Genomic DNA, 23,533 nt, shown 5'->3' with positions numbered 1-23,533 from the left:
GAATAAAAATAAGATATATAATTAATTTGTAAATTTGGAAACTTTAAAATTAATTTATAATAAATGAAGAGAATATTATTTTATGGCTTTATGTTGCTTTCATTGTCACTAACGGCTCAACAGCAGCATAGAATCTGTGGTTTTGATGAAGAATTAGCACTGCAGGATAGGCAAAATCCTGGGATGAGAGAAGCATTTGAAAAAATTATTAAAAAAATTAAGGAAGAGAAGAAAAATAATCCTTCAGCAGTAACAGCGAAACTCGTTAATGGTGTTTATGAAATTCCTGTAGTAGTACATGTTATCTATCCTAACGGTGCTGCAATTGGAACAACATATAATAAGTCTGATGCACAAATTCAGAACTGGATCGAGAACGCAAATAAAATGTATGCGGGAACTTATCCATGGCCTGCTAGTGGAGTAGCATCTGACTTTGGACAATCTGCTGTTTTTCCAATTAAACTTGTTTTAGCTAAAAGAACACCAAATTGCGAAGCTACGACAGGAATTGTAAGATATAATGGCAATTTACTGGCTGGTTACAATACGTATGGTATGGCATATAGCACAAGTAATGGAGCAAGCAGAACAGCAATTAAGAATCTGGCTCCGCACTGGCCTGAATCGGCATATTTCAATATTTATGTAATCAGTAAATTTGATGGCGACAGTTCACCCAATTCTGGTTTAATGGGATTTGCATCTTTTCCTAATAACGCGGATTCAAACTATGAGTCTTTTATGAAATCTGGGGTTGTAACAAATCTTCACGATACTACATTTGCTCACGAATTTGGGCATGCTATGGGATTATTTCACACGTTCAAAAATGGTACTTATGATGCTGTTCCTGGTGATGCTGACTATTGTCCAACAACAACAGGGGTATGCGAAAATGATGATGATCGTGTCTGCGATACAGAAAGAGCGGGTAGTGGATATGCGCTTTGGCCTGTGCCGAGCAATTCAGAAATTAATCCTTGTACCGGTGTTAATTATCAGGGAGTACAATATAACATGATGAATTATTCCAATTCTGTAGCTCAAAAATTTACTGCAGGACAGGGTGAGAGAATTGATGACTATTTCATGCTAATCAGAGGTAGCCTTACAACGTCCAAAGGAGCTACTGCATTACCTCCGGCACCTGCCCCATCTATGGTGCCAGTTGCAGCAACGTGTAATCCTACAGGGGTAGTAAATCCTGCATCAAATGGTTTTTTAACAGGACCTGTTGCTGTTAGATTAGGACAAATCAATAATCAATCTGCCGGAATGTGGGGCGGTGCGCCTTCGTTTTATGTAGATTATACATCTCAATCTTGTTTGACGAACTCATCTACTGATTTAGTGGTAGGGCAACCTCAAAACGTACAAGTTGATATTATGTTAAATTCTCAGTCTGCAAGAGTATGGATTGATTACAATAATAATGGGACATTTGAATCTTCTGAATTAGTAGGAAGTGCAAACGATATTCCTTTAAATGCAAACTCAATCGGAACATTAAATGCAACCTTTACTCCACCTGCTACCGCGGTATTGAACACTCCGCTTAGAATGAGAGTATTGGTCGATGCTGAATCTCAAAATAATTACGCCCCATGTGGACAACTGCAGTACGGACAAGTTGAAGACTATTCTGTAAGGTTGGTAACTACTTTAGCTACAAGCGAAACGAAAGCAGATAATGATGACCTTGTTGTTTATCCGAATCCTGTAGCGAGTGGAGATCATGTATTTATTAAAGCTAAAAACGGTAAAGATCTGAAAGTGTCTATTTCTGATATGTCTGGTCGATTAATTGCAAATCCGACTGTAACAGCAGAAAGTAAAGACATTTATAAAATCGATCAACAACTTGAAAAAGGTGTTTATATGATTCAGATTTCAAACGGTAAAAACAATAAAGCATCCAAGATGATTATTAAATAATCTGTTGTCTGCTATAAAAAATGTCTCCAATTTATGATTGGGGACATTTTTATTTTAAGACTGATCATAATTATTCAACCTTCCTGTATTTAAATTTCGGCTTTATAACATAGTTTAAAAACCGCCCTTTCGATTGTACAGTTTTAAATCTTTCAACAACTTCTAAGGGCACTTTTAAATAGTCATATACTGCGCCCGACTGATAAATTATTCTTAAAATTTCAGTCTCAGGAAAATACAGATATTTATTGACTACTGATGACGGCATACAATATTTAGAACAAAAAATATTCCTTTAGATATTGTTTATTCATAAAAAAAACCTTCCGGAGAATTCCGAAAGGCTGATGGTGAGATATTTTAAATGAATTATTTACCTAATTTATCCTTAAAATCATCGATTCTGAAATCTGTCAAAGCATTTCCTTTTTCTACCTTTTCCTTAGAATAGAGTCGGAAATCATTTTCTGTTTTTTCAAGAAGATAATCGTAAGGTCCGACATGAGAGATCAATTTAACCAAAACAGGAGAGATTTCAAGACAAATGAAAAGCCCCATTATGAATGTGGCGGCCAGACCAATAATAGCTGAATTTTTCCCTAGTTCGTCCAGAGCTTGAAGTCTTGCAGCGAAACCATTGAACTTATCTTCAAAAGTTTCGGTAGATTTTCTTTCAGTTTCTAAATTAGTATACACTTTTGAAATTTCTTTGTCTAAATATTCCAAGCGAGGAGCAACCTGTTTCTGATAATTTTCAAGATCCTGCCGTCTTTGTTCCTTTAATTCCTGTTTACGTTTTGCATTAGGTCCGAAACCTTCTTTGCCACTCGTTAATCCGGATTGTTTTCCCAGAATTTCTTTTTCGAGTTCTACTGATGCAGAATCATAAGATTTCTGATAATTGGCAATTTTTTCTGAGATCTGTTTCTTTTCAGTTTCAAAAGGTCCGCTTTGTTGTAGAATTCTACCGTTCATTTCGCCCTGAAGCTGCTTCTTATTTCTCTGGATAATGGTATTCAGCTGTTTGTTAACTTCTTTTTCAAAAATTTTAAGTTCTAAAGGCTTAGAAATAATAATTCCTAAAAAAGTGGCTAAAATCAGTCTGGGAATAGCCATTAAAATCTGATTCCACCAAGTTCCTGTTTTTCTTATGGAAGAAACGATATAGCGATCCAGATTAAAGATCATTAATCCCCATAGAACCCCAAAGCCAATTGCTGACCAAATATTATCAAATACAGTATACATCGCATATCCTGCAGATAATGTTGCGAAAACAGCCGTAAATAAAACGATTCCGCCGATTCCGGCAAATTTATTCCATTCGCTGGGCGTTTTTCGTAAAATATGAATATTTCCTCCGGAGCAGACCATCAGAAATTTCTGGAACCAATTTATGTTTTGATTCACTTGATTTATAGTTTGTTGGTTGTTTTTCATGACAGAAAATTTATACAAATGTACTATTAAAAATTATACCAATGTAAAAGATAGTATTATGTTTTACCAAGTATAATTAAATATTAGTTTATTTTGCTGTTAATCAATAAATTAAATTTAATTAAGAAAATATTCTTATCTTTAAGTAGCAATCACTAAAATTTTAAATATGAAAAATGTAATGAGCCTTTCGGTACTGTGTCTTACACTTACTTTATCTTCCTGTAACAAAGAGAAAACAATTGATGATGATCTTAAGGAAGTTGCTGCAAATATCAACAAAACCACGCCACAGAATCTTGCTGATGGAGTTCGTCTCGACAGCGTATCTGCCCAACCCGGAAAAATTTTCAGATACAATTACACATTAACTGATGATGAAAAAGAAAGCGTAAGCCCTGAACAGATTGAGGCTTTTAAAAACACCGCAAAAGAAGGAGCGCTGAAAGTGATCAAAACTTCTCCCGATATTAAAGAATTCCGTGATAACGATGTGACGATGGTGTATACCTACTATGATAAGAATGGAAAGCCGACCACGGATTTTAAGATTACACCTCAGGAATACAAATCAAAATAATTTTAATTTAATGATTCCCACAGATTATTTCCGTATATATTTGTGGGGATTATTTTAAACGATCAGGATTTTGCTTTAGAAAGCTTTCCCAGCCGGTATACGATTTCGTATCGGCAATGGTTCCGGAATTAAAATGGTGACATACGGCTACAGCCAGACCATCTGATGCGTCGAGATATTTCGTAGGAAATTCTTTTAAATTCAGTAAACTTTGCAGCATTCCGGCAACCTGTTCCTTACTGGCGTTTCCGTTTCCTGTGATCGCCATTTTTATTTTTTTCGGGGAATATTCTGTAATCGGAATGTTTCTGTGCAGGCTCGCTGCCATCGCAACGCCCTGCGCTCTTCCCAATTTCAGCATACTTTGTACGTTTTTCCCGTAGAAAGGTGCTTCCAGAGCAACCTCATCAGGATGAAACTCGTCAATCAATGCTAAAGTTTTATCAAAAATATATTTCAGCTTGGTCTCGTGATTAGGATATTTTTTTAGCAATAATTCATGAATGGATATCATTTCCATGTTACCTTTCTTGACGGAAATAATACCAAACCCCATGACCGTTGTTCCCGGGTCAATTCCTAAAATTACTTTCTCTGCAATCATCAAAGCAAAGATATAACTTTCTAAAATGATATTTCGGAAAATGAATATTTGTAATAATTACTAGAAATATAATTTGTATTTGTCATGCCTGAATTTCTTATTTAAATTCCAAAATAAAATTAATTTGCATGCATAAGAAAATTATGTATAAATTTGCTAGGTATAAAAGATCGGACATTGAAAAAGAACAGCCTTTATAAGGGAACGCTGCAAAACATTATTCTTAAGCTGCTTGCGAAAGAAGTCAAAATGTATGGTTACCAGATTACCCAACGCGCAAAAGAGCTTACCAAAGGCGAGCTTGAAATGACAGAAGGAGCACTTTATCCGCTTTTACATAAACTGGAGGGGGAAGGGGTGATTACTTCTGAAGTGCAAAAGATCAACGGAAGAGACCGCAAATACTACCTTTTAACAGATAAAGGAAAAAAACAGCAAGCCGAACAGGAAGCGGAAATGAAAAATTATTTGTTTAACCTAAATACGATTTTTAATATATGATAACTTTTTTTCAGGAGCGAGAAATTGGAAAATATTTACTGTCCAAAAAAATCTCAGGAAAACTATTAACCGAGATAAAAGATCATATGATTTCTCAGATTTCAGAAATTCAAAAAAATAAAAATTTGGATTTCGAAAATGCTTTTGAAAAAGTAAAAATATATTGGAGTGCAGATCTTAGTATGGTTAAGAAAAATCCTTTTTCAAAACAAAAAATTACAAGGATAGCTTATGAAATTGATAAGATGAATAATAAAAGTATATTACTAAAATCAATTTCAATTGCATTTTTATTTATTTGCATAGAAATCATTTTAGCCTTTGCTTTAAATAAGGAATGGTATTTAAATATTAATAAAATCATTAAAATTGTGGTTTTCTGTTTACTTCTTGAGATAATCGTGATGTTTATTCGCCAGAAAAGTATGGAAAATAAGAATTACGGAAGAAATATGGTTTTAAATAATTTCATTCATCCGATGTTAATTTTTATCATTACGATTGTTGTAGATAATTTAATTGATCTTCCAAAGAATTCATATGTGTTAATTTATGATTATATAAATTTTGGTTCCCAGGAAAAGATAACAACGTTGATTTTTGCTGAAAGTATTCTTGCAGGTATTGTTTTTTTGACGTTATATCTATTCTCTTATTTCTCTTTAAAAGAAAATATTAGAAAACTTGAAACGGTAAAAAATTATTTCTCATGATAACATTAGATCAACAGAACACTATCGGATTATACTTAGACTCGAAAAAATTGTCTTCAAAGTTGCATTCCGAAATAAAAGATCATTTTATCCTGCAGATTTCCAATTTGATGGAAGACAAAGGGTATAGTTTTCAGGAGGCATTTCTGGCTACAAAGGTCAGCTGGAAAAATGAATTGGAAATGGTAAAAGCTGATTTCTTTTCATTTAAAAGAATAGCGAGAATCGAAAGAGAGATCCTGCATCAAAGATTCCGCAAAATGACACTGATTTCATTTGTATTTGCCGGAGCATCTTTTGTATTGTATCATATAAATCCTGACTTTTTCATTACCTTGCAAATATTGCTGACAGGAATCTGGTTTTTACTTCTGCTTTATAATTTTATCAGGAGAAGCCTGAAATTTTCCAGTTATATTTCAATGAGCTTTCATCCATTATTAGTCAGAAATATGTTTTTGGGACTGGCGATGTTTTCTTTCGGGTACTATTTTACAAGAGATTATTGGGAAACAATTGATCTTCAGGTTACAAAATTCTTTTTTATGTATTCTTTAGTTATTCAGTTTCAACTTTTATATTTTAATTCGAGGAGAGTTAATGTTTTATTATAAAATTTTAATGTTAAAATAAGATGTCATTTAAAGAACAGGAGCAACAGGTAACCGATTATCTCATTCTTCACAGGCTGCCCTTAGATATTTTACTGGAAGTGAAAGATCATATGATCTCACAGATTTCAGACATTCAGGCTAATGAGAATGTAAGTTTTGAAGAAGCTTTTCATAAAACGCAGAAGATCTGGGAAGACGAATTTAAAACAACGACATATTCTGTCTTTTACAGCGGAGGAATTCCGGTGATTTTAAAAAGAATTGTTAAGGAAAAGTATAATAATATTATCAGAAAATCCTTACTTCTAGGATTCATTGCTTTTTTAGTGAATGCCGGTCTGGTTTTTATATCGGCAGATCAGGAGGTTTACAATAGTCTTTTAAAATTATACCATTCATTATTTATACTGGTTCCATTTTTATGTTGGGTTTTCAGCAAAGATATGCGGAAGTATGTCAGGAAAGATTTTAAATACCAGAAAAAGCTTTTCTATACAGTATATCAGCAAAATCTTGGCATCTTTGCACTATGTATCAATTTACTATTTCAGCTCACTCTAAGAGATGACAGGCATATCTTTAAATTTTTCAAAACAGATGATCCCGTTTCAGTTTTCTCATTGTCCATCGCATTGGTTTTTCCATATTTGCTTTATGTAATGACTATTTTTCTCATGATTAACTTTTTGAAACACAGGGAGAGCTTAAATAAAATGAGAAATTTCTTGGATCTTTCGGTAAATTAATGAATGCTCTTTCATTCTAAAACCAGATCACAAAACCAGAAAACATATTCACCATCATCGTTTTCAGTGTCTGATTTTGGCTTGGGATAGGTCTTTTTCACAATTTCCCCAATTTCAAAATCAATAGGTTTCTTAAAAATCGGTCCATCAAAAGTGAACGTGTGAAATTCACCATTTTCTCCGCAGGGATCTACATTTTCAGGTAAATCTTTAATGAAATTTTCATCAATTATTCTTCCGGCAAAGCTTTTGTCAAGATATATTTCATTCACACAAGTCACGATTGTTTTAAAACCTAAATCCAGAAAATCATGAATCAAATCAGTGGTATTGATTTTCCATAGGGGAAAAATCCCCTTAATTCCTACAGACTCTAATTGATCTTCTCGATATTTTCTTAAATCTTCCAGGAAAATGTCTCCAAAAACAGAATGCGTAATGCCTTGAGATTTAGTTTCATTCATAGTTTTACTCATCATATCCTGGTATTCTTCCATGGTCGGTTCTTGCGGAAGTTCCATTTTAATTAATGGAAACCCTAAACTTTCAGCCTGTTTTTCCAACAATGAAATGTGAACGCCGTGCATGGATATTCTTTGGAATTCCTTATTAATACTTGTGAGCAAAGAAGTGATCTCAAATTGGTCTTCTTTTACGATTTTATATAGGGCAAACGCAGAATCTTTTCCGCTGCTCCAGTTGAAGATGGCTTTGGGTTTCATGCAGTAAAAATGACCTTAAAAATTACATAGTTGAATCTTGTATAATTCTTACATTAAACTTTATCTAAATATACCTGATTCATACAGGTTATAATAATTTTAGTTTTTTAAATTGTATAGTAAATTTTAATTCCATGTAGTTAACAGGGAAAATTACAAAAGATGCATTGAATTTACTTTAGAATATATTGAATAAAATGATTTCAAATAGTCTATTTTATTTTAATATTTCCATAAGTTTATTCACATATTGTAAATTTTCAACAGGATTTCCTTTCATTGCCTGTTGCAGCATTTTTGAATATATACTTCTTTTACTAGGAAAAAGAATAATCATCTGCAAAATGGTCGATGAAAAGAAAATGAGAATTAAAATAATTGAAGCAAACCACCAATTTTTAGTTTGCCACAATAAAAATCCAATTCCAAATAATAATATTACATTGATTATAACCATAATACCAACATAAGTTGGAGTTACTTTTTGCTGAATATCTGGATCTATATGCCCTCCTGAAAAAAGTTTAGAAAAATTTCTGGTTTCATATTGGAACCGTTGAACATAATTTGAAGAAATTTATATATAAACAGATTAAAATAATTATAAAAATTTGTGTTTCCATAAAATGATTTTAGTTTGTATAAAGTTATTAAAATTCAATTGTAAAATAGAAAAATCTCCGAATTTCCCCGGAGATTTATTTATAATATTAATTTTTAAACTTCTAATTGAAAAGTTAATTACATGTTTCTTCTATACTTGCCACCTACTTCAAACAAAGCATTGGTAATCTGTCCTAATGAACAGTATTTCACGGCATCCATCATCACTTCAAATAAGTTTTGCTGATTGATAGCGGCGTGTTGTAATTGTTTTAATGCTTCATTGGACTTATTTTCATTCGCTTTCTGGAAGTTGTGTAAGGTCTCAATCTGAGCCTGTTTTTCTTCCTCCGTCGAACGGATTACTTCTCCAGGAAGTACTGTTGGCGAACCGTCTTTTCCTAGGAACGTATTTACACCAATGATCGGATATTCTCCCGTGTGTTTCAGCCACTCATAATGCATCGATTCTTCCTGGATTTTTGAACGCTGATACATGGTTTCCATAGCACCTAAAACACCGCCTCTTTCCGTGATTCTGTCGAATTCTGCATAAACAGCTTCTTCCACCAGATCCGTTAATTCTTCAATAATAAATGAACCTTGCAGTGGATTTTCATTTTTAGCCAATCCAAGTTCTTTATTGATAATCAGCTGAATCGCCATCGCTCTTCGTACAGACTGTTCAGTTGGAGTCGTAATCGCTTCGTCGTAAGCATTTGTGTGCAGTGAATTGCAGTTGTCGTAAATCGCATATAACGCCTGTAAAGTCGTTCTGATATCATTAAAATCAATTTCCTGGGCGTGAAGCGAACGTCCGGAAGTCTGGATGTGATATTTCAGCATCTGGCTTCTTTCATCGGCTCCGTATTTTAATTTCATGGCTTTGGCCCAGATTCTTCTTGCTACACGTCCGATTACAGAGTATTCAGGGTCGATACCGTTGGAGAAGAAGAAGGATAAATTTGGTGCAAAATCATTAATATCCATTCCTCTTGACAGATAATATTCAACATACGTGAAACCATTTGCTAACGTAAATGCCAGCTGAGAAACCGGATTGGCTCCCGCTTCCGCAATGTGATAACCAGAGATCGAAACAGAGTAGAAGTTTCTTACTTTTTCTTTGATAAAATATTCCTGAACGTCACCCATTAATCTCAAGGCAAATTCAGTTGAGAAAATACAGGTGTTCTGAGCCTGGTCTTCTTTTAAAATGTCTGCCTGAACAGTTCCGCGAACGGTTGCGATGGTTTTGGCTTTAATTTCAGCGTAAACATCGGCAGGAATAATTTCGTCTCCGGTGATTCCCAATAACTTTAATCCTAAACCATTATTTGAAGGTGGCAATTCACCATTATATTTTGGTCTTGCCAACCCTTTATCGTCAAACTTTTCCTTAAGCTTAGCCTCAACCTTAGCCTCCAAATTATTTTCTGCAATATATTTTTCAACATTCTGGTCGATAGCAGCATTCATAAAGAAAGCCAACAACATCGGAGCAGGTCCGTTGATCGTCATTGAAACAGATGTCAATGCATTTACCAAGTCAAATCCTGAATATAATTTTTTAGCATCATCCAACGTTGCGATTGAAACGCCCGCATTTCCGATTTTACCATAAATATCTGGTGGTAAAGCTGGGTCTTGTCCGTACAATGTTACCGAGTCAAACGCTGTAGACAAACGTTTTGCCGGCATTTCCGCAGAAACGTAATGGAATCTTCTGTTGGTTCTTTCAGGACCTCCTTCTCCGGCAAACATTCTTGTCGGGTCTTCTCCGGTTCTTTTGAAAGGGTAAATTCCTGCTGTATAAGGAAAGCTTCCCGGAAGGTTTTCTTGGCCTTTCCATTTGATTAAATCGCCCCAGTCGTTGTATTTTGGTAAAGCAATTTTTGGAATTCTTAAGTGGGATAAAGATTCTGTTGAGGTTTCAACTTTGATTTCTTTTCCTCTCACGAAGTATGAATAAAACTCCGCTTTGAAAGCTTCTTTTGTGCTATCCCAATTTTGCAGAAAGTCGATGTTTTCCTGCTGTAATTCTTTTTCAGCCTTCTGGTATTCAGTATCTAAAGTTTCGTTGGAAATAATTTTTTTAACACCTTCAATATGGTACATTGTTCTCGCCAGTTCAGCCTGCTTTTCAACGGTAGCATCATATTGTCTGTTATTTTCAACAATTTCAGAAAGGTAACGAACCCTTTTCGGTGGAATAATCGTTACTTCGTCTGTAACTTCTTGTTCAATAAAGCTTTTTAAGTTTAAATCAGCGAATTTATCATTGACTTTAGAAACCAATCTGTTGTACAATTCAGTCGTTCCATGATCATTGAACTGAGATGCTTTTGTCGCATAGACCGGCATTTCGTCCAATCGCTGTTCCCACAGCAAATGATTTCTCTGGAACTGTTTTCTGACCGCCTGAAGCGCATCAAGGGCACCTCTTTTGTCCGATTTATTTAAAGCAACCAAATCAGCATAATCCAACATGTCGATTTTTTCCAGCTGTGTAGAAGCTCCATATTCGGGAGTCATCACATACATGCAAACATCGGCGAAATCTGAAACTTCCGAACCGGATTGTCCAATTCCTGAAGTTTCTAGAATGATAACATCGGGATGGGCTAATTTCAACACATTCAATGCGGAATGAATGAACGGAGAAACCGAAACGTTGTTTTCTCTTGTCGCCATTGAGCGCATATAAACTCTCGGGTCATTGATCGCGTTCATACGGATTCTATCTCCCAAAAGTGCACCTCCTGTTTTTTTCTTTGAAGGGTCAATGGAGATAATCGCAATCTTTTTATCGGTATTGGAACGAAGAAAACGTCTTACCAGCTCGTCAGTTAAAGAAGACTTTCCGGCTCCACCAGTACCGGTGATCCCGATGATTGGAATATGTAGATCTTTTGAATTTTCGTCGATGGCTTTTATTAATTCAGGTTTTTCATCGGAAAAGTTTTCCACAGCTGAAATGATTTTAGCAATACTAGTAGGGTTTTCGAAATTAATTGAATCCAAATCTGTAGCTGTCACATCTTTTCCTGTTGCGAAATCTGATCTCTGCACTAAATCGTCAATCATTCCCTGTAATCCAAGCTCACGACCGTCATCCGGGGAATAAATTCTGTCGATTCCGTAAGACATTAAATCTTTGATTTCTTCAGGCAGAATAACACCGCCGCCGCCGCCAAAAATTTTGATTTGCGGAGAATTTTTCTCTCTTAAAAGGTCATAAATGTATTTAAAATATTCATTGTGACCGCCTTGATAAGAAGTTAAGGCAATCGCGTTGGCATCTTCCTGAATCGCTGTATTGACAACTTCTTCAGCAGATTTGTCATGCCCAAGGTGAATGACTTCGCATCCTGTTCCCTGGATCACACGACGCATAATATTAATCGCAGCATCATGTCCGTCGAATAACGACGCAGCTGTTACGATTCTTACTTTGTTTTTAGGAGTATATTTTTGGGTTTCCATAAAAAATCTAGAAAATTTCTGAATTCCAAATATAACAATAAAATAACAACCTTAGATTTGTTGCTAATATTTTGATTTTTAATTATTTATATGGAATTTATCTTTTGCGCATTTTCCGATGGAACAAACATTCGTTTAAGATGAGGTTGAGATTAACTGTACGGTTGAAAAATATAGAAATTGGAAAGTTAATTTCATGATGAGCTCCTTTTAGATTCTCAAATTAATTTCTCTACTTTTGCATCATATTTAAAGTATATGAAAAAGGCATTGCTCTATTTTTTATTGGGAACGGTTTTAAGTTTTTTAATTAATTATTTCTTTTACAGTTCAGAGAATATAGGACTTGATATTTATTATGCTATCGCATTTGGTTTTGCCTGGGGAATTGCCTATTATCTGGATACACCCAATTTTACATTGCCACAAAAGCTAGGTTTGTCTTTTTTGGCAATGGCAGTTTTAGTAGCGGTTGGTGCTTTATTATTCAATCTCGAATTGGCAATACCCTCTGTCCTGAAATTTTCTACGGTTTTTGTTGCTTATTATCTTATTGCAAGCTTCAGAGCAAGTAAAACACTTCGTAATTAATGCATCATCATAAAGCTTATATACATTAGTAAAAGCAACATACACATAATTCCTATAAAATTTATGATGAGCAGTAAAAAACCTTTTAACAGACTGATGCCTCTTGAACTTTCATAAACCCGGTGGTGTGCTATAAAAAAGTAGATAAATATATAGATAACACCGCCCATATAAGCTAATATCTGTAAGACACTAACGAAAATATTGTCCGGAATCATATCGAGAAACCTGTTGAAGAATATCAGGATAAGGATCCCTAATAACAGGAAAGAGAAATAATGGAGCGTAAATATGCCATGGTCAAAATACCACCATTTCTTTTTGTTATGGAAAATCCATAGGAAAAAAGCAAAAATAGGAAGATATACAAAAAGAGCCTTTGGAAGTGTATGGATAAAAGTTTCGGAGAATCTGTTGAGAATTTCCTCCTTTCCCAGACCTTGATCCTGCAGATGAAATACTTTTGATGCAAAAGGCCTCAGGAAATCAAAGACACGACGATCGCTGACTTTTTTTGCATAGAGAGAATCAAACTGCTTCATATTGGTAGCCCCGAGAACACTCATTTTTCCATCATTGGTTTCTGATAGGGCGTCAGTTTCTATATCATTGCCGTTGACCTCCGTAATTTTGGCATCTTTATAGGTTTCTGGTTTCTGATTTTTAATATTCTTACTCTTTAGCTGCAGTGCAAGACTGTCTGTAAATTTGGTAATTTTCTCTTCCGTTTGCTTTTCCTTCAATTCTTTAGCCGTAATCTCTTTCTTATTTTGCTTGTCATCATACTCTTCAGAGCCGGAAAATAAAGAGGGAAGAAGAAAGGTTATGAAACTTATAAAAATATAAAGCTTTACCGGTGCGACATACGTCTGTCTTTTTCCTGTAAGATATTCTTTGGTAAGCCTTCCTGGATTGAGCAAAAGATATCTGATTGTTTTCCAGAACTGACCGTCATAATGCGTAAAATCTTCAATAAAATGCGTAAAAAGATAATGAAAAGGCTGTTTTGTTTCGGTATTTTCCTGTCCGCAGTGCGGGCAGAATCTTTCTTCAACAAGATGACCGCAATTAAGACAGGTTTTATCTGCTCTGATTTTTCCGTGGCTCATAGTTTATATAAGGTTTAGAACAAATATACATATTTGCTTTAAATTATGATGGTATCTTCAATTTTTGTAATTAATTTTTAAATTAAATTTAATTAATTCCATGATAAAAAGTTAATTATTTAATTTTGATTAAGCGGTATTTCTTATTCATATTGCACTTACAATTTTTGCCATAAGCAACTATTTAAGAATCAATTAAACGAATATATAAGGAGAAGTATATCAATATATAAGTCAAATATATTTTGCATTCCGAAAATAATTTGTACCTTTGCACACCCTTTTAGGGGAAAATTATGTTTAATCTTTAACTAAAACGTGTGAATACATTAAGTTACAAAACTGTTTCAGCGAACAAAGCTACTGCTAATAAAGAATGGGTTGTGGTAGACGCTGAAGGACAGCCGTTAGGTAGATTAGCTTCTACGGTTGCAAAGATTTTGAGAGGTAAGCACAAGACGAACTACACACCTCACGTAGATTGTGGTGATAACGTAATCGTTTTGAATGCTGGGAAAGTAACTCTTTCCGGAAACAAGTGGAACGACAAGACTTATATCTGGCATACAGGATATCCTGGAGGTCAAAAGTCTATGACTGCGGCTGAACTTCAAAAGAAAGATTCTTTAAAAGTATTGGAAAAATCAGTAAAAGGAATGTTACCAAAAAACAGACTTGGAGCTGCTATCCTTAAGAATCTTTATTTATATGAAGGAACTGAGCACAAACATGAAGCTCAACAGCCTAAAACAATTAATGTTAACGAATTTAAATAATTAATATGTCTACAGTTCACAAAATCGGAAGAAGAAAAACTTCTGTAGCAAGAGTTTACGTAAAGCCAGGTACTGGTAATATTACGGTAAACGGTAAAGATGCTAAAGAATACTTCTCTACAGATGTAATGGTTTACAAATTAAACCAACCATTTATCCTTTCTGAAACTGTTGGTCAGTACGACGTTACCGTAAACGTTTTCGGTGGTGGAAATACAGGTCAGGCAGAAGCTATCAGATTAGGTATTTCAAGAGCTTTGTGCGAAATCAACGCTGAGTTCAGATTAGCATTGAAACCAGCTGGTTTACTTACAAGAGACGCAAGAATGGTGGAAAGAAAGAAGCCAGGTCAGAAAAAAGCAAGAAAGAGATTCCAATTCTCAAAACGTTAAGATTTGCTGTCGGCGAATGGCTATTAGCTATTGGCTACAGAAATGTATTAAATTTTATTTAAACTTAATCTCGGCGCAAGCCCATTGCCAAAAGCAAAAAAGCAAACCGCCAATTGCCCGTTACGTTTAGCATCCAAACGCTTCTCCCATCTAAAGAAGTTGTTGATTGTTTAAAAGACGGAAAGTAAACTAACAAAAACAAAAAACATGGCAAAAGCAAATGTAAAAGACCTTCTAGAGGCTGGCGTACACTTCGGTCACATGACTAGAAAGTGGAACCCAAATATGGCTCCATACATTTTTATGGAGAAAAATGGTATTCACATTGTAGACTTACATAAAACAGCTGTTAAATTGGATGAAGCTTGTAGCGCTTTAGAAAAATTAACTTCTGCAGGTAAAAAAGTTCTTTTCGTAGCTACTAAAAAGCAAGCGAAAGAGGTGGTTGCAAAACACGCTTCTGAACTTAATATGCCTTATATTACAGAAAGATGGCCTGGTGGTATGTTAACGAATTTCGTTACTATCAGAAAGGCTGTTAAAAAAATGAACTCCATCGACAAAATGAAAAAAGATGGTACGTTCGAAACTTTATCTAAAAAAGAAAGATTACAGGTAGACAGACAAAGAGCTAACCTTGAGAAGAACTTAGGTTCTATCGCTGACATGGTGAGACTTCCGTCTGCTGTATTTGTAGTTGATATCTTGAGAGAACACATCGCTGTAACTGAAGCTAAAAAATTAGGTATTCCAGTTTTCGGTATAGTTGATACCAACTCTGATCCTAGAAAAGTAGACTTCGTAATCCCAGGAAACGATGATGCTTCTAAATCTATCGACATGATCCTTAGCGTAGTTTCTGAAGCTATCAAAGAAGGTCAGTCTCAGAGAAAAGCTGATAAAGAAAAATCTAAAGAAGAAGGAGAAGTAGTATCTGCTGATAAAGATGCTGACTTCGATGCAGAATAATTAAGATTTTCTTACCATACAAAACCGCTGAATTCTTTGAATTCAGCGGTTTTTTGTTTTCGTTCAAAGGTTTTAATCAATTCGAAAGTTTTACCTCATAAGAACTTGAAACAAATTTTGTATTGTGGTAAACAGCATTACATATCATCCCTGAGAGATTGTAATTTTGATTCTTAGGCACCATTACGGCTCCTATCTTATTGGCTCCAATAGGTACTTTTTTAAAATAGTTGGTGCCACTAATGGTAAGAACCATATTGCAGCGGGACTTGTTTTCCACGGTGATTGACGTCTTGGGATCATTGGATGAATCATTCAATAAATACGTTAAAACCTCAGCTGTTTCAGATTTATATGTTTTCATTAATGCCTGATATTCTCTTTCGACCTGCGCCGCGGAAGTGGTACTGCTTCCGGTATTTGTGGAAACAGGATTAGGTTTGCGGACAGGATAATTTGTTTTAGAAACTTTATTGCCACAACTGTTCAGGAACAGAATTAGCACAACTGAAAACGAAATATATTTCTTCATATCAATACATTTATAGATACAAAGATAATCTTTAGTGTTCAGATAATGATGGATAAAGATTTTAGCGGGACATAGCAAAACGTCGAAACCTTTCGTCCGAAACGTCGAGACGTTTTATCTAAAACCACGGGACCTTTTTACCAAAACGTCGAAACCTTTTATCTAAAGCGTCGAAACGTTTTTCCAGGATAAAATGCACAGGCAAGAATCGACCTTTTTACCAGCTGAATTTTGACGCACGGGTTTGATTTAATTTGCAAAGTGCCATTTTACTTTTTCCCTGTAGTTTTTGCTGTTGCTGGTTTAGGATTGCTTATTGTCAGAAAAAGACTCTTGCTAAGATCTTTTTTGGAAGAATAAACCACGTCACAAACATTTCCTGTCAAGGTATAAGTCCCTTTTTTTATGACAATAAAATTTTCGCCTTTTGCGGGTACAGCCATGTTGTAAAAGTCTTTTCCCTGAATCTTCAGCACCAGATTGCAATCGGATTGATTTTTAAATAAAAGAATAATTTCTTTGCTGTTAATATCTTCATCAAACATGGCGTTGAGAAGCTTTACGGTTTTGTCTTTGTGCTCTTGAGAAGTCGAGGCAATGAGCCGTTTAAATTCTTCAGCCTCTTCGGAATTCGGCTTTTTTATAGCGCCACTTGGAATTTCTGATATGATAGGTCTGGCTTCCATTGGTTTTGCATCCTTTTTACCTTTGGTCCATTCAGCGTTTTTCAATGCAATGAGCTTGGGTTTCAGGACGCTTCTTTTAGGATCGTCCGGGTGAGTGGTAGCGAGATAATTTTCAATTTCCTTAATGTCGGTACTTTCTAAAATGTCATGGGAACGGTTTTCAATACCAGAACTTTTACACGCCATAAGGGTGCATAATAAAATAATAAAGATGTTTTTTTTCATAGCTGATGTTAATGTGTTTTATATAAATAGAAATAAGAGGATATAAAATTTATATCCTTTGGAGCAACTACAATGATTGCCTAAAATATCATAAACTGGAATGGGAATGTGGGGAATTGTGCTTTTTCATCATTTTTTGTTTTTAATTAATTCTAAACTTGATATACGTAATTGTTTTTCCTTTAGCCGAAAACAATTCTTCATAATAGGTTTTGATATCCCTTAAATGCGGCGTATTCGGATCATATTCAGGAGCTCCGTAAATATCATGATGCGCCGAGATAATTTCATAGCCGGCTCCCTGTAGAAAGCCAAGGGTGTAGCCATGTAGAAATTCTGAATCTGTCTTTAAATGAACAATTCCGCCGGGCTTCAGGAATTTTTTGTACCTGTCTAAAAAGTCAGGATGTGTAAGTCGGTGCTTGGTACGTTTGTACTTGATCTGAGGATCCGGGAATGTGATCCATATTTCATCGACTTCATTTTCTCCGAAAAAGTAGTCTACCAGCTCGATCTGGGTTCGTAGAAACGCTACATTGTGCATATTGCTCTCATGAGCTTCTTTGGCACCAAACCAAAATCTTGCCCCTTTAATATCAATTCCGATAAAGTTCTTTTCAGGGAAAGTTTTTGCAAGTCCTACAGTATATTCTCCTTTACCACAACCTAATTCCAGAACGATTGGATGATCATTCTTAAAAAATTCCGTTCTCCATTTTCCTTTAAGATTGAAGCCGTTCAGGGCTTCTTCTCTTGTAGGCTGAACAACGTTTGGTAATATTTTATTTTCTGCGAATCTTGCTATTTTATTTTTACCCATGAAACATTTCTAAAATCTTGCAAAAATAACAAAATTTTAGATGCTTTCTTTACATGATAAAATTAAATTGAGAAATTATTTCCTGGCTGAACTTCCGAGAGCTACCATTAAAGGTTTCTGTATAGTTTTCTGTGAGGCATACTGCGCTCCACACACGATGCTGGTAAAAAGGTAATCGCCTTTCTGCACGACGATAGAATTGTCTCCATGCGCAGGAACAGGAAGCCTGTATTTTGTGATGCCTATGCCTTCTATTCTGACAATGATATTGCAGTCGGATTTATTTTCAATCATGACAATACATTCTTTAGCATTAGGATCGTTGTCAAAAAGTGAATTTAATATTTTTACGGTTTTATTTTTGTGTTCTACGGGATTTTCTGCCATTAACATATTGAATTCTGAAGCTTCTGTGTCGGGTATGGCGGCAGTTGTAACAGTTGGTGTAGCGGTAGGCGCTATATAAACATTCTGTGGATTACTCGGTGTGTAAACGACTGCAGATTGACCAACCTGTAATTCTTTCTGATATTTTGCGATTTGTTTTTTTCGGATGTTGGCATTGAATTCCTCAAACGATATTTTTGTGGAAGGACGTCTTTTCAGCATAGCGAGCCAGTCCTGCATCTGTCTTACTTTGGTATCGCCAGGCTTTGCATTTTTGATATATTCCTTCATCATTTCCATGACACGGGGTTTCAGTACGGATCTTCTGGGATCATCGGGGTGAGCATCTCTCAGAAATGCATTGATTTCGTATATATTTTTGCTTTTTAAAATATCACTGTAGTCTTTGCCCTGTTTCTGAGCCGAAATATTAACGAAAACAATAGTGCTAAAAATCAAAAGTATATTTTTCATTCACAGATATTAAAGATTGTTATAAAATTAAAAGTCTCTGGAGATATAACGGAATTATAGTATTTTTTGTATACTGCACTTAATTGTGATAAAATTTAAACCTTAAAAAAAATGTATACCGCAGTATTATTGGTATACATTTTAATTATAAGTATTCGTTTATTTTATGACTTCCTGAAGATGCGAGTTTCTCAATCGTCGCTGATAGATCGGCAGATATTTTTCGATAGGAATTTTAATGGCTTCAAAATTACCAGCCATAATATACGGCTCAATATTTTCTGAAGTATATACAAACTGAAGGAAATTATCAATCAGATTTTCAGGTATTTTAAATCTTGTAAAATAGTCTTTTCCTAAATAATTCTTAATCTGTGTAACGGAATTATTCATTCTCTCATACGCCATGTAGCGTTGTTTTTTCTTCCGCTCTCCGGAAAGAATATCATAAATACTCTCAAGGCTGAAGGTAAGTCCGCCATCCCTCAACCCTGCAACCGGAAGCTGAGGAGGAGTACCATCCCCTTTAGGTTCAGGCAATCCTATTACTTTTTTAATAGCCAGTCCTTTGTCTTCTTTTCTTAAAGCATTTACATCATATCTCAAATTTCCTGTAGGCTTGAATCTGTTGATCACGACTTCCTGAATATCATGATAAGCAATTTTTAACTCAATTAGATTTCTCTGGCCCATCATTTCGGGAGTCAGTTTGATATCTTTCCTTTCTGTAACGATAGACGTAAAACGTATAATATCACCTGGATTGGCAGAAATATTGAAATCACCATTATAATCACTGAGAACGGTCTTCTGAGTAGTAATGTTGGTAACATACACCTGATTAAGATATAGAACAGAGTTGTCTCTTAAAAAAACTTCCCCGGAATATGACTGAGCGTTAATTTTTATCAGAAAAACCAACAGCAATAGGATAAATAGTTTCTTCATATAATTAAGGCAAAATTAAGCAGAAATGCATCAATTTATACCTATTTTAGTAGTGAAAACAGGTTAAAGTTATATTAAACTTTACTCAAAAATTGTTAATGAATGTTATAATCGAAGTAATGATTTGACGTTAAATTTAATCAATAATTTTTCACCAATAGCCAGCTTGTATATTTTACGGTTGTAGTTCCTCCGAATTCTGTCCAACTAATAAAATACCAATAGGTAGCTGTGTTGACTGGTCTTCCGGTAATTCTTCCATCCCAGATGAATCTGTTTTCTTTATTCCCCCGGAAACTTTCAGCTCCATAACGATCGAATATTCTGAAGACAATATTTTCATTATCCATTAAAGAAGAATAATCAATCGTGTCATTATAACCATCAAGATTTGGCGTTATAGTGTTGATGAGGTTAATGATTACAAAAGGTCTTGTCACTTCATCACATCGGTTGGAGTCACGAACATGAGCGGTATGATTACCCCTCGGAACATTTATAAAAACATTAGAGCTCTGCCAGTTATTGCCATCAAGAGAATATTCATAAAGAGGTGTTCCGCCGCTTACTCCTATGGTTACGGTACTGCCATTTATTTCTATACTGGTAATTGCAGGTAGCACAGATTCTGTCACGGTCACATTCTGTCTGTATGTACAGCCGTCAAATGTGAGATCGACCCAATAACTTCCGGGACCTACATTGCTGATAGAAGGGGTTGTAGCGCCTGTACTCCATGAATAGCTGTCAAATCCGGGACCGGCATCCAATATGGTTTTAGTTTTAGGACATATGACTTTATTCACCAAAAGAACAGAATGCTTAGGTGTTTTTACATTAACAATGATAGAGGCAATATTAGGACAGGAGCCAGGCTTTTCAAAACGTATGTAAATTGTCTGTACTCCTGTAATCGTAATAGGATTTGTAAGCACTGCAGTATTATTCTGAGCATCCAACAGTGTCGGATGAAATGTAGCCGTCACTGCGGGCTCTGCCGTAAATTGGTTGATATATGATGAAAAATCAATACTTTTTGTGCCGTCAAGATCATTATCGCATACCGTAACAGAATGGGTCGTTTTAATAAGAGGGAGTTTACTACCGATCGTAAACACAAGTGGTTTGATTACCGGAGAACAACCATTTGGAGAATCGACTCTGATGTATATGGTTGTGGTGGCCGTGTAAGACCAGTTGTCAGGAAGCGTATTGTTGTTGCCTGAATTTGCATCATCTATGTTCCCATAATATCTTACTCCTGTAAAATAAGTCGGGTTATTCAATACAATAGGAGTTATATTTGATAAAACAACATTTACTATACCATCCAGATTATCATCACAAAATGATCCCGTATAATTATTGACTACCACTGCATAAGGATACAGATTTAGGGTAATCTGCGCAATACTTTTACAACCAAGACTGTTTTTCACTACAGCGTAAACGATAGTTCCATTGGCTGCAGAATAAGAAGTAGGGTTTGATATGTTGGTTCCGGGAGTTTCATTTTGAGCGGTAAGCAAAGATGGATAATAAGTAATGGTTACCGGCGAATTATTTGTAACAACGGCGGTCGTTAAATTAAATATACCTTGTCCGGATCCGTTATCGCAGGCATTGAGCGTTGCATTATTAACCGTTAAGGCTTGGATATTAATAGTGACAGTAACAGTTTCACAATCCGGGAAATCCGGATCATTTCCGCAGAAAGTGTAGGTGAAAGTATCGGTTCCTGTTGTTCCGGGATTGGTTACCGTGTAAGTGATAATTCCGGTTGCAGCATTTACCGTGGCTGTTCCTAAAGTTGGCGCTGTAACAACAGAAACAGTTGAAGGAGCAGGAGTCTGTGTCGACGTTGTAAATGTCGGGGTAATGGTTTTTGTATTACAGACATCATAACTTATCGATGAAAATTTGGTACAGTTGAGCACTTTATACTGTTCGGTCACTAATGGAGCACAGCTTCCCATTGTTACAGAACATGTATAATATCCGGATCCCGTAGGTGTTATCGATGGGCTGGTTGCTCCAGGAATGATATTGCCGTTATTGTACCATTGATATGTATCGTAAATGATAGGATCTACTGTTAATACAATTCCAGGAACACAATCTCCTCCGGATTTTAAGATCACTGGCTGGGTAGGAAAACCGGCAAAAAAACCTCCATATCCCACAGCGTCACTTCCTGCATTGATTCCGGCCATGATCGCTTTAGACGAAACGACAGTAATCGTACCAGTAGTATTTGGGATACCGTATGTCACCCAGTTATTGGTTCCGGTCATATTAAAAGGACCTGTAGAAGCAGGAGGTACCACTCCGTTTACCGTTACAACGGCACCACGTTCTGTAATAAGATTTAATTTTGTAGGAATGTTTAAAATTCCTGTAGGATTTCCGTTTGAATAAACAAAATTTTCATCAATAAGTCCAAGCTCATTAATTTGTTTAGGAAGATAGCAGTTGAGTGCCGGAATAAAGTTGAAGCCACCGGTGGCCACTTCGTTCCCTGATGTGCTTGCTCCTGCAAGAACCTGATATACATAGGCATTTTTAGAAGTTTTTATATACAAATTGTAATGGCCACTTCCCTGAAGCTGATATTTGGAGTCAGGAATCATAAAATATTGCCCGATATTTAAAGTGGCAATAGGCAGTAATTCGTTGTTAACCCGAATTTCTGTGTTATTTTCAGTGGCAACAATAAGTGCGCCTTCCATATTGGAACCGATGGTTCCGTTCCCTTTTACAAGCGCAAATTCGTTACCAAGTCTTTCTACAGGAACAGCCTGATCCATAAGTATATCAGAGCTGGAGTCAAAATTTCCGGCATATTGTCCGTTAAAGTTACCGTTTGTAACATTTACGGGCTTGTTGGATACAATTTTAGCACCAATGAAACCATCAGAATTTCCATTTCCGGGAACATTTGCTATTCCATCGATAATGTATGATTGGCCTTTGTTTAAAGTAAAAGTAATTGTAGGATTGGTAATGCCGGTAGTTACATTAGAAAACTGTACACCGGGCTTATATCCTGATACGGTAACCGTTGTATTATCTTCTGTTGCAAGAATACTCGCCATGAAATTCAGGATGTTGTTACTTACCGTAATGGGTGCGGTGGCGGCATAAAAAAGTTTTCCGGTGGAAGGTATGCCTTTAGAAGTAATGATTTCAGCGTGGTTAAACACCGAAAATCTTAAGTTGGCATAAAATGGAAATTCAGCCTTTACATAAAGCCCCTTTGTTGTCGGGGTAAATAGATCGGTTTGTTGTGTTGTAATAATATATTCCCTAGGGATATCAATCTTCTGAGGATTATTTTTACTGATATTTACAGTTGCAATTAAAACATTATTATTATAGATGCTTACCGGAAATGGGGTAATACGGTTTGTAGAAAGATAAAGCTTCTGATAAGGGTTGGGGTTTCCTGTTCTGTCAACCATCGGGGCAAACCAATGCTCCCTGTCCAATTGCGAAAAAGCAGAGGTGAAAAAATAAAATAAAAATAAAAGAGATAGAAGTTTCTTCATTCAGTTATTACTTTTATCACAAATTTAATAATAATATACATTGTTTTATTGAAAATATTAAAAAACCGTTAAACCATCATTATCATTAGACAAAATCTATGTAAAATCATGTTATTAGACCACAATTTA

General features: G+C 35.4%; 22 protein-coding genes. 10 read left to right on the top strand and 12 right to left on the bottom strand.

Annotation, left to right across the window (positions count from 1 at the left end):
- Positions 1-63 precede the first annotated feature (63 nt).
- On the top strand, positions 64-1,938 hold the full coding sequence (locus BMW64_RS03670; protein ID WP_089998460.1) for a GEVED domain-containing protein: 1,875 nt from the start codon (positions 64-66) through the stop codon (positions 1,936-1,938).
- A 70-nt stretch (positions 1,939-2,008) separates the two neighbouring features.
- On the opposite strand, the gene BMW64_RS03665 is transcribed toward BMW64_RS03670, so the two are convergent.
- Both BMW64_RS03665 and BMW64_RS03660 read right to left on the bottom strand, forming a co-directional pair.
- Positions 2,009-2,206 carry a KTSC domain-containing protein gene (locus BMW64_RS03665; RefSeq protein ID WP_089998459.1) on the bottom strand — a complete coding sequence of 66 codons (198 nt, stop codon included), beginning with the start codon at positions 2,204-2,206 and terminating at the stop codon, positions 2,009-2,011.
- Positions 2,207-2,307: 101 nt separating this feature from the next.
- Entirely contained in the window at positions 2,308-3,378 is a 1,071-nt protein-coding gene (locus tag BMW64_RS03660) for a DUF4407 domain-containing protein (protein ID WP_089998458.1), read from the bottom strand.
- 169 nt (positions 3,379-3,547) lie between these two features.
- On the opposite strand from BMW64_RS03660, the gene BMW64_RS03655 reads away from it, so the two are divergent.
- Entirely contained in the window at positions 3,548-3,958 is a 411-nt protein-coding gene (locus BMW64_RS03655; protein WP_089998457.1) for a hypothetical protein, read from the top strand.
- 49 nt (positions 3,959-4,007) lie between these two features.
- Here the strand turns inward: BMW64_RS03655 and ruvC are convergent, their stop codons facing one another.
- Positions 4,008-4,562 carry a crossover junction endodeoxyribonuclease RuvC gene (gene ruvC, locus BMW64_RS03650; protein WP_089998456.1) on the bottom strand — a complete coding sequence of 185 codons (555 nt, stop codon included), beginning with the start codon at positions 4,560-4,562 and terminating at the stop codon, positions 4,008-4,010.
- A gap of 177 nt (positions 4,563-4,739) precedes the next feature.
- On the opposite strand from ruvC, the gene BMW64_RS03645 reads away from it, so the two are divergent.
- Genes BMW64_RS03645 through BMW64_RS03630 form a run of 4 tightly spaced genes read left to right on the top strand, consistent with a single transcriptional unit; the run spans position 4,740 to position 7,136 of the window.
- Positions 4,740-5,063, top strand: a complete 324-nt coding sequence (locus BMW64_RS03645; RefSeq protein ID WP_089998455.1) for a PadR family transcriptional regulator — start codon at positions 4,740-4,742, stop codon at positions 5,061-5,063.
- Positions 5,060-5,776 carry a hypothetical protein gene (locus BMW64_RS03640; protein ID WP_089998454.1) on the top strand — a complete coding sequence of 239 codons (717 nt, stop codon included), beginning with the start codon at positions 5,060-5,062 and terminating at the stop codon, positions 5,774-5,776. The genes BMW64_RS03645 and BMW64_RS03640 overlap by 4 nt, the downstream gene beginning before the upstream one ends.
- The gene (locus BMW64_RS03635) at positions 5,773-6,390 is read left to right on the top strand and encodes a hypothetical protein (RefSeq protein WP_089998453.1); all 618 of its coding nucleotides are present in this window, start codon (positions 5,773-5,775) and stop codon (positions 6,388-6,390) included. Before BMW64_RS03640 ends, BMW64_RS03635 begins: the two co-directional genes overlap by 4 nt.
- A 20-nt stretch (positions 6,391-6,410) precedes the next feature.
- Complete coding sequence (locus BMW64_RS03630; RefSeq protein ID WP_089998452.1) at positions 6,411-7,136, top strand: hypothetical protein; 726 nt, start codon at positions 6,411-6,413, stop codon at positions 7,134-7,136.
- Between the two features lie 11 nt (positions 7,137-7,147).
- On the opposite strand, the gene BMW64_RS03625 is transcribed toward BMW64_RS03630, so the two are convergent.
- Positions 7,148-7,858: a Dph6-related ATP pyrophosphatase gene (locus tag BMW64_RS03625; protein WP_089998451.1), complete on the bottom strand. Its 711-nt coding sequence runs from the start codon at positions 7,856-7,858 to the stop codon at positions 7,148-7,150.
- Positions 7,859-8,599: 741 nt separating this feature from the next.
- On the bottom strand, positions 8,600-11,947 hold the full coding sequence (locus BMW64_RS03620) for a methylmalonyl-CoA mutase family protein (RefSeq protein WP_089998450.1): 3,348 nt from the start codon (positions 11,945-11,947) through the stop codon (positions 8,600-8,602).
- Between the two features lie 258 nt (positions 11,948-12,205).
- On the opposite strand from BMW64_RS03620, the gene BMW64_RS03615 reads away from it, so the two are divergent.
- Positions 12,206-12,538 carry a hypothetical protein gene (locus tag BMW64_RS03615; protein WP_089998449.1) on the top strand — a complete coding sequence of 111 codons (333 nt, stop codon included), beginning with the start codon at positions 12,206-12,208 and terminating at the stop codon, positions 12,536-12,538.
- Here the strand turns inward: BMW64_RS03615 and BMW64_RS03610 are convergent.
- Complete coding sequence (locus tag BMW64_RS03610) at positions 12,535-13,647, bottom strand: DUF3667 domain-containing protein (protein WP_089998448.1); 1,113 nt, start codon at positions 13,645-13,647, stop codon at positions 12,535-12,537. The two genes, BMW64_RS03615 and BMW64_RS03610, sit on opposite strands and share 4 nt — an antisense overlap.
- A 320-nt stretch (positions 13,648-13,967) precedes the next feature.
- On the opposite strand from BMW64_RS03610, the gene rplM reads away from it, so the two are divergent.
- The 3 genes from rplM (at position 13,968) to rpsB (ending at position 15,784) form a co-directional block, all read left to right on the top strand.
- The gene (gene rplM, locus BMW64_RS03605) at positions 13,968-14,423 is read left to right on the top strand and encodes a 50S ribosomal protein L13 (protein WP_027381190.1); all 456 of its coding nucleotides are present in this window, start codon (positions 13,968-13,970) and stop codon (positions 14,421-14,423) included.
- Between the two features lie 5 nt (positions 14,424-14,428).
- Positions 14,429-14,815, top strand: coding sequence for a 30S ribosomal protein S9 (rpsI, locus tag BMW64_RS03600; protein ID WP_072883409.1), 387 nt, complete (start codon positions 14,429-14,431; stop codon positions 14,813-14,815).
- 207 nt (positions 14,816-15,022) lie between these two features.
- Positions 15,023-15,784: a 30S ribosomal protein S2 gene (rpsB, locus tag BMW64_RS03595; protein ID WP_089998447.1), complete on the top strand. Its 762-nt coding sequence runs from the start codon at positions 15,023-15,025 to the stop codon at positions 15,782-15,784.
- A gap of 76 nt (positions 15,785-15,860) precedes the next feature.
- Here the strand turns inward: rpsB and BMW64_RS03590 are convergent, their stop codons facing one another.
- The 6 genes from BMW64_RS03590 to BMW64_RS03565 all read right to left on the bottom strand — a co-directional run bounded on the left by BMW64_RS03590 (position 15,861) and on the right by BMW64_RS03565 (position 23,404).
- Positions 15,861-16,316 (bottom strand): DUF6759 domain-containing protein, encoded by a 456-nt coding sequence (locus BMW64_RS03590; protein WP_089998446.1) that lies wholly within the window; start codon positions 16,314-16,316, stop codon positions 15,861-15,863.
- 269 nt (positions 16,317-16,585) lie between these two features.
- Positions 16,586-17,227 carry a DUF6759 domain-containing protein gene (locus BMW64_RS03585; RefSeq protein WP_089998445.1) on the bottom strand — a complete coding sequence of 214 codons (642 nt, stop codon included), beginning with the start codon at positions 17,225-17,227 and terminating at the stop codon, positions 16,586-16,588.
- A gap of 142 nt (positions 17,228-17,369) precedes the next feature.
- Positions 17,370-18,047 carry a tRNA (guanosine(46)-N7)-methyltransferase TrmB gene (gene trmB, locus BMW64_RS03580; RefSeq protein ID WP_089998444.1) on the bottom strand — a complete coding sequence of 226 codons (678 nt, stop codon included), beginning with the start codon at positions 18,045-18,047 and terminating at the stop codon, positions 17,370-17,372.
- 75 nt (positions 18,048-18,122) lie between these two features.
- Positions 18,123-18,908, bottom strand: coding sequence for a DUF6759 domain-containing protein (locus tag BMW64_RS03575; protein ID WP_089998443.1), 786 nt, complete (start codon positions 18,906-18,908; stop codon positions 18,123-18,125).
- Positions 18,909-19,067: 159 nt separating this feature from the next.
- Entirely contained in the window at positions 19,068-19,856 is a 789-nt protein-coding gene (locus BMW64_RS03570) for a hypothetical protein (protein WP_089998442.1), read from the bottom strand.
- A gap of 140 nt (positions 19,857-19,996) precedes the next feature.
- On the bottom strand, positions 19,997-23,404 hold the full coding sequence (locus BMW64_RS03565) for a T9SS type B sorting domain-containing protein (RefSeq protein WP_089998441.1): 3,408 nt from the start codon (positions 23,402-23,404) through the stop codon (positions 19,997-19,999).
- Between the last annotated feature and the right edge of the window lie 129 nt (positions 23,405-23,533).

The sequence above is a fragment of the Chryseobacterium taichungense genome (assembly GCF_900109935.1).
GTDB lineage: Bacteria > Bacteroidota > Bacteroidia > Flavobacteriales > Weeksellaceae > Chryseobacterium > Chryseobacterium taichungense.
This window is presented reverse-complemented; position numbering and strand designations above follow the sequence as displayed.